This window comes from Bacillus sp. LR_5, from assembly GCF_042709275.1.
The window spans coordinates 1-6,219 of the sequence record NZ_JAVAXX010000335.1 but is presented as its reverse complement, the minus strand read 5'-3'; the positions used below and the strand labels follow the sequence as shown (position 1 = coordinate 6,219).

9 protein-coding genes are annotated in these 6,219 nt (G+C 40.8%); 2 read left to right on the top strand and 7 right to left on the bottom strand.

Annotated features, from left to right (window positions below):
- Positions 1 to 258 (bottom strand): hypothetical protein (locus tag RAC86_RS33810; RefSeq protein WP_377886561.1); only part of this gene is annotated, 258 nt, incomplete at its 3' end.
- Between the two features lie 2 nt (positions 259 to 260).
- On the opposite strand from RAC86_RS33810, the gene pdaB reads away from it, so the two are divergent.
- On the top strand, positions 261 to 1,025 hold the full coding sequence (gene pdaB, locus RAC86_RS33805) for a polysaccharide deacetylase family sporulation protein PdaB (protein ID WP_072565640.1): 765 nt from the start codon (positions 261 to 263) through the stop codon (positions 1,023 to 1,025).
- Here the strand turns inward: pdaB and kbaA are convergent, their stop codons facing one another.
- On the bottom strand, positions 1,026 to 1,622 hold the full coding sequence (kbaA, locus tag RAC86_RS33800; protein WP_072565639.1) for a KinB-signaling pathway activation protein: 597 nt from the start codon (positions 1,620 to 1,622) through the stop codon (positions 1,026 to 1,028).
- A gap of 109 nt (positions 1,623 to 1,731) precedes the next feature.
- Between kbaA and gerD the strand changes: the two genes are divergently transcribed.
- Entirely contained in the window at positions 1,732 to 2,289 is a 558-nt protein-coding gene (gerD, locus tag RAC86_RS33795) for a spore germination lipoprotein GerD (protein ID WP_014112358.1), read from the top strand.
- Positions 2,290 to 2,326: 37 nt separating this feature from the next.
- Here the strand turns inward: gerD and salA are convergent, their stop codons facing one another.
- From salA to rpsI, 5 genes are all read right to left on the bottom strand, one after another.
- Complete coding sequence (gene salA / locus RAC86_RS33790) at positions 2,327 to 3,385, bottom strand: iron-sulfur carrier protein/transcriptional regulator SalA (RefSeq protein ID WP_061188098.1); 1,059 nt, start codon at positions 3,383 to 3,385, stop codon at positions 2,327 to 2,329.
- 95 nt (positions 3,386 to 3,480) lie between these two features.
- Positions 3,481 to 4,194, bottom strand: coding sequence for an N-acetylmuramoyl-L-alanine amidase CwlD (gene cwlD / locus RAC86_RS33785; RefSeq protein ID WP_072565638.1), 714 nt, complete (start codon positions 4,192 to 4,194; stop codon positions 3,481 to 3,483).
- 59 nt (positions 4,195 to 4,253) lie between these two features.
- Entirely contained in the window at positions 4,254 to 4,697 is a 444-nt protein-coding gene (locus RAC86_RS33780; protein WP_014112355.1) for a YbaK family protein, read from the bottom strand.
- Positions 4,698 to 4,892: 195 nt separating this feature from the next.
- Positions 4,893 to 5,660: a class I SAM-dependent methyltransferase gene (locus tag RAC86_RS33775; protein ID WP_014112354.1), complete on the bottom strand. Its 768-nt coding sequence runs from the start codon at positions 5,658 to 5,660 to the stop codon at positions 4,893 to 4,895.
- 475 nt (positions 5,661 to 6,135) lie between these two features.
- A partial coding sequence (gene rpsI, locus RAC86_RS33770) for a 30S ribosomal protein S9 (RefSeq protein ID WP_377886556.1) occupies positions 6,136 to 6,219 on the bottom strand: 84 nt, incomplete at its 5' end.

Genomic DNA, 6,219 nt, shown 5'->3' with positions numbered 1-6,219 from the left:
ACTGCCGCTTAACGAAGCAGCTTTATTACTATAACATTTAGCTTCTTTTAAGTCAACAACTTTTTTCAAACTATTTAATGAAGCTTTTAGTTGACGTCGGCTGTTTATCAGCGACGAATAATAATATATCACGGATATTATCAATAGGTCAACACCTAATTTAAGCTGAATGTTAAGCGACATTTTATCGGTTATATTCAATTGGCCATGCTCATAAAATGTAAAACAAGAATGATGGACAAGATAAGGAGGACTCATCAGTGAATCACTTCTATGTGTGGCACATTAAACGAGTGAAACAATTTATTATTATACTTATCGCCGCATTTGCAGCAGCCAGCTTTTATTACATTCAAAGAGCTGTCCCGCTTCCCGTGTTTTCAACTGACACCGGACCTAAAGCCATTTATAAAGGAGAAACAGATTCAAAAGACATCGCACTTACGTTTGATATCAGCTGGGGGGATGAGAAAGCAGAACCCATTCTTGACACCTTGAAAGCGAACGGGATTAAAAATGCGACATTTTTCCTTTCCGCTTCTTGGGCCGAACGCCACCCTGACACAGTGGCACGTATAGTGAAGGATGGCCATCAAATTGGGAGCATGGGGTACGCCTATAAAAACTATGCCAATTTAGAAAGCAGCGAAATAAAAAAAGACATTAACCGTGCACAAACTGCCTTTGAAAAGTTAGGGATCAAAAACATACAGCTATTAAGACCCCCTACCGGACAATTCAATAAGAATGTTCTAACGGTCGCAAAGCAATACAATTATACAGTTGTTCATTACAGTGTGAACTCTCAAGATTGGACAAATCCCGGGGTTGATAAAATCATCGATAATGTGAGCAAGCAAGTTTCCGGAGGAGACATTATTCTTTTACACGCCTCCGACTCGGCAAAACAAACAGAAGAAGCGTTGCCCGATATCATCCAACATCTTAAAGAAAAAGGATTAAAAAATGTAACCGTAGGTGATCTCATCGCAAATTCAGATGCCAAATCCGCAGAGGTAAAGTAATTACTTTGCTGCAAACTTCGGCAGCATCAGCAATTGGAAAGCATTACACGCCATTAACGGGAAAAGCATTAAATAAAGCCAGTCCTCATCATTTACTCTTAGCGCAGGAAACCATTCTAATGCAGTAATCACAACCATTAAAAACAACGATGACACAAACGTTTTCTTAGAGGACTGCTTTTGCTTTATATAAGCTGTAATCACTCCAAAGATCAATAAAAACACCGGTAACCACGCATAGCCAACCAGCGACTCTCCGCTCTCTCCAAAAAATAAAAAACGCACGTACATTAAATCAAAAGCAACAAACAGGATGAAAAACAGCTGAAGCAAATTCCACAAAGACGAGGACCTTAATATCTCAAGCGCAAACCGGTGAACTGTTAAAAACACGAAAAAACCCATTTGGCTGATCACACTGAAAATCATGCCTACACCGATAAACCAAAATAAAACAGAGAAAATCTGTCCCGCTTCAAAAGCAAGAAACAGTCCCCTATATTCTCCCCATTTTAAAGCAAAACCCACAATACTCGTAATAACCGCTCCGACAGCTAAAATAGAAAAGAAAAAACGAACCAAACCACGGCTTTTCATTTCTTTATTCATCCCCTCAAAAATCGCAAACCGCGATATTTTGTTATGTATAATTCCAAACAGATGAATCATATTAAAAGTAAGACAAGTATGTGAAAGGAGCTTAAGCATGTCAAAAGCCAAAATGCTATTGATGAGCTGTTTTTTGTTATTATCTGTAACAGCTTGCGCTCCAAAAGACCAAGCAGCGGATATGGACTATGATCAGACCAAAAAAATGGTTGTTGATATATTAAAAACTGATGATGGAAAGAAAGCAATTAAGGAATTATTAAACGATGATGCGATGAATGAAGCGCTGGTGATTGACCAAGATGCGATTAAAGGAACAATAGAAAAAACACTTACCTCTAAAAAAGGTGAAGAATTCTGGAAAAACATCTTTGAAGACACTGATTTTGCTCAAGGCTTTGCCAAAACTCTTCAGACAGAGCATGAAAAAGTGATTAAAAAACTGATGAAGGATCCGGATTACCAGAAGATGCTGATGGGCGTTATGCAAGATCCGGGCATGAATAAAAAGTACAGCGAACTGGCAAAAAGCCAAGAATTCCGCAGTTATTTAGAAGAGGTTATTAACGAAACACTTTCTAGTCCGCTTTACAAAAAACAGTTCGAAGATGAGCTAAAAAAAGCAGCAAAAGATACTGCCAAAGAAAGTGAATAAAGGGAAAGCCGGGATCTAGAATCCCGGTTCACCTTTTTTATACTTGCACTGACATTTTTGCAACTATTTTTTTTGCAATGTCCTGATAAATTTCTCCGATTGGATGATTTTCATCATAAACAGACGGCGCAAATTGGTCCTGATCCCAATCAGGCTGTTTCAACGGGATTCTGCCGAGCAAAGGCACGTTTAGTTCCTCAGCTAGTTTATCTCCCCCGCCTTTTCCAAAGACATATTCTCTTTCCCCTGTCTTTGCACTTTCATAATAAGCCATGTTTTCTATGACACCAACGACCTCATGATCGGTTTTAATTGCCATAGAACCCGCTCTCGCTGCGACAAAAGCAGCTGTTGGATGCGGTGTCGATACTATGATTTCTTTACAGCTCGGAAGCATAGTATGTACATCGAGAGCAACGTCCCCCGTCCCAGGCGGAAGATCAAGAACGATATAGTCTACTTCTCCCCACTCTACTTCGTGGAAAAAGTTGTTTAGCATTTTGCCAAGCATTGGCCCCCTCCATACGACCGGAGCATTTTCTTCTACGAAGAAGCCCATTGACATCACCTTTACCCCAAAGCGTTCAACAGGAAGCAGTTTCTCTCCTTCAACAGTAGGACGCACAGTGATACCCATCATATCCGGCACACTGAAGCCATAAATATCCGCATCAATTAAACCGACCTTTTTCCCAAGACGAGCCAGAGAAATAGCAAGGTTTACTGACACAGTTGATTTGCCTACGCCGCCTTTTCCGCTTGCTACAGCAAGAAAGACTGGTGGGTTATCCATATTTAACAATGTTTTTTTCTCAGCTGACGGCGCCCGGAATTTTGCAACCGTTTCTTCAGGCAGCTCTTCAAATCGAAGGCCGACCGTCTCAGCGCCTGCCCCTTTTAAGACGTTTACGATCTCTTGCTGAATCTGCATTTGTTCTGCAGTTCCGGTTTTGGCAAGAGCGACTTTTACACTGACATGCTGTTTTTCAGGCTTTATTTTAATTTCCTTAACGGCATCCAATTCTCCCAGAGGTCTTTGAAGAAAAGGTTCGCGCATTTCACCGACTAGTTTTCTTACTTCATCTTCTCTTATCATCGAACCTCACCCTTTTGTGTATTCGTTTACAAGCATTATTATATCATACATAAATGGCGGGTGTCTTATGCTTAGAACCATAAGAAAACCCTCCTTTACTCCGGAGGGTCTCCTTTTTCTGTGAAATATCGCAAAATGCCTTTATATATGGAAGATGCCACCTTGTCCTGATATTTCGAGTTCCCGAGCAGCCTTGCTTCATTTGGATTGGATAAAAATCCAACTTCTACAAGCGCCCCCGGTTTGGTGACATTTTGCATTAAGTAGATACCATGAATCCGCTTTGCTTTCCGGGTTGTGTTTTCCAAGTTTCTTCTCAACTCATCCTGAATGTATTTCGCGACTTTCTCATTTTCCGCATATTTTCCGAAATAAAAGCTTTGGGCTCCGCTCCATTTTTGTGACGGAATCGCATTGAGATGAATGCTGATATAAAGTTCAGCCTCTGAATGGTTTATTAATTTAACTCGCTGCCTTAAGTCTTCTGCTTTTCGTCTGCTGTAGCCCTTCGTTCCTTCTGGAGCGAGATCAGTATCACTTTCTCTGGTCATGATGACAAGCGCTCCTTGTTCCTGAAGGTAATCCCTGACTCTAAAGGCCACTTCCAGGGTTACATCCTTCTCTAACAGCTTCCCGCCGACTGCTCCGCCGTCGGGCCCGCCATGACCTGGATCCAGATAAATAATTTTCCCGCTCAAGGGCAGACTCCATGGCTTCCAAGAATCGTTATTGCTGAACTGATACTTGAATAGAAATAGTAATACGATAAAGCCTAGCAAAAAACCAAGCCATTTAAGCTTTTTCCTCATCCCTTCCCCTCCCGCTTGTCCGTTACTACATAACTATGGGACAGGGCCGGGAAATATGATTAACGCATGCGAAGCTTACACTGTTTTTCTCTTTGGACAAACCCCTCTGTCCACCAGTCTTTAATGAACTTGCGTGCTGCTTCATAAACCGTGTTTTTATCAAATGTTGTGTATTGCTCGTGTGTCCAATTATAGAGATAATCAAAAAACTCCATACGAAGCTCTTCTTCTTCTCTTGCAGAGCGGGCACTGATGCTCTGCATGGATTCTCCGTAATAGCCGAATATCCCAAAACGCCCGCCTAACAAATAAGCTTCTATCGCAAAATCAATACAGCCTTCGGTAATAATATCTCTTTCATCATGAAAAAATGGAAATAATGGTTCCAAACAGTCCTTAACAGACTGGATAATTTGTCTCAGAGAGAGTTCTTTGAGCAAGTTCTTTTCTAATTCAAAATCCTTTTGGCGTTTCACATCCATAAAAGACAGTACTTCTGCCATACAAATTCACTCTCCTTTTACCGGTTATTTTGAGGATTGGATAGTGAAACAATGCCCGAATTCGATTGGAAATTCGCCCAAATGAAGGTGCCGAATCGATAAAAAGAAGAGGATGTAGCAGCTTTCCACGAGGTCGGAACAAATGTTCTGTTAGTGATTATTAAAAAAACAGCCCCTTTAATAGGTCGCTGCTTTTCATACTTTCACGCTTCTTGTTGCAGAATATGTATGAATATATTGGTCCAATACAAACCCGCCTTTATCTTCGTAAAATCCAGTGACGATAAAACCGGCATCAATCTGGCCCTTGATTTGGTCTTCTAAGGAATGGCCGAATTCCAGAGCCTCATTTTTTTCAATCAGTTTTTTCACTTTATGCTTTGGAAGATCTTCTGAGTCGGCATATGGAATGGAGTGTTTTACTTTTAAAATCCCTTGCTGTTCTAATTCTACATCAAACAGAAATACGACTGGATTTACAAAGCCTGAGATTAGAACACCGTTTCTTTTCAGCACACGGTGCGCTTCCTTCCAGACTGGGAGGACGTTCTCAACAAAAACATTGGCAACAGGATGTACAATGACATCAAATGATTCATCCTTAAATTGACTGAGGTCGTCCATGCTTCCTTTGACAGTATGTATCTTGAGATCATCGCGCTCAGCAACCATTCTATCCTGATCCAGCTGTTTTTCCGAGTTATCTAATACAGTGACATCCGCTCCTGCAGCTGCCAAAATCGGGCCTTGCTGGCCGCCACCTGATGCTAAACAGAGTACTTTCAGCCCGTTGACAGGGGGAAACCAATCCCTCGGTACATCTTTCATTGGTGTTACCCTTATATCCCAATTGCCTGTTTTCGCTTGTTCGATGACATGCTGCTCAACAGCAACAGTCCATTCATTGCCTGTTTCTACTTTTTGATCCCAGGCTTTGCTATTATGGTCTACTAACGCATTCATGAATCGTTCTCCTTACTTTAATGTATAGAGTATAACAAATATTTCTAGATTGTTATCGCTTTCCCTTTGTATATTTAGAAAAAAGTTCATAAAAACGCAAAAAAATCACAAAGGAGATATGTGATTTACGTCATCAGATTTACACTTATTTCGTCAAATGGTGTCATTAGCAAAGAGCTAGTGTTCCTCCGGGCTATGATACAGTTGAAGAATCAGCAGGGAGATTTAACAGGTTGAGACCAGTGGTTAGAATGAGCTGGACTGACGACATAACCATTAAGAACTTTGACCAGATTCCAAACGTAGTAATGATATGAAAGCTATCATGATTATTACAGTGAGACCGTTTATAAGCAAGCATTTTGCTTAGTCCGTCAAGCGTTCATTTAGTTATCTTACTGTATGCGGAGGTATGAGCATTTTATTAATATAAAAAAGCTCCCAACACAAGGTCGAGAGCTTTGAAAACGTAAAATTAACGTTTTGAGAACTGAGGTGCACGACGAGCGCCTTTAAGACCGTATTTTTTACGTTCTTTCATACGAGCGTCACGAGTCAG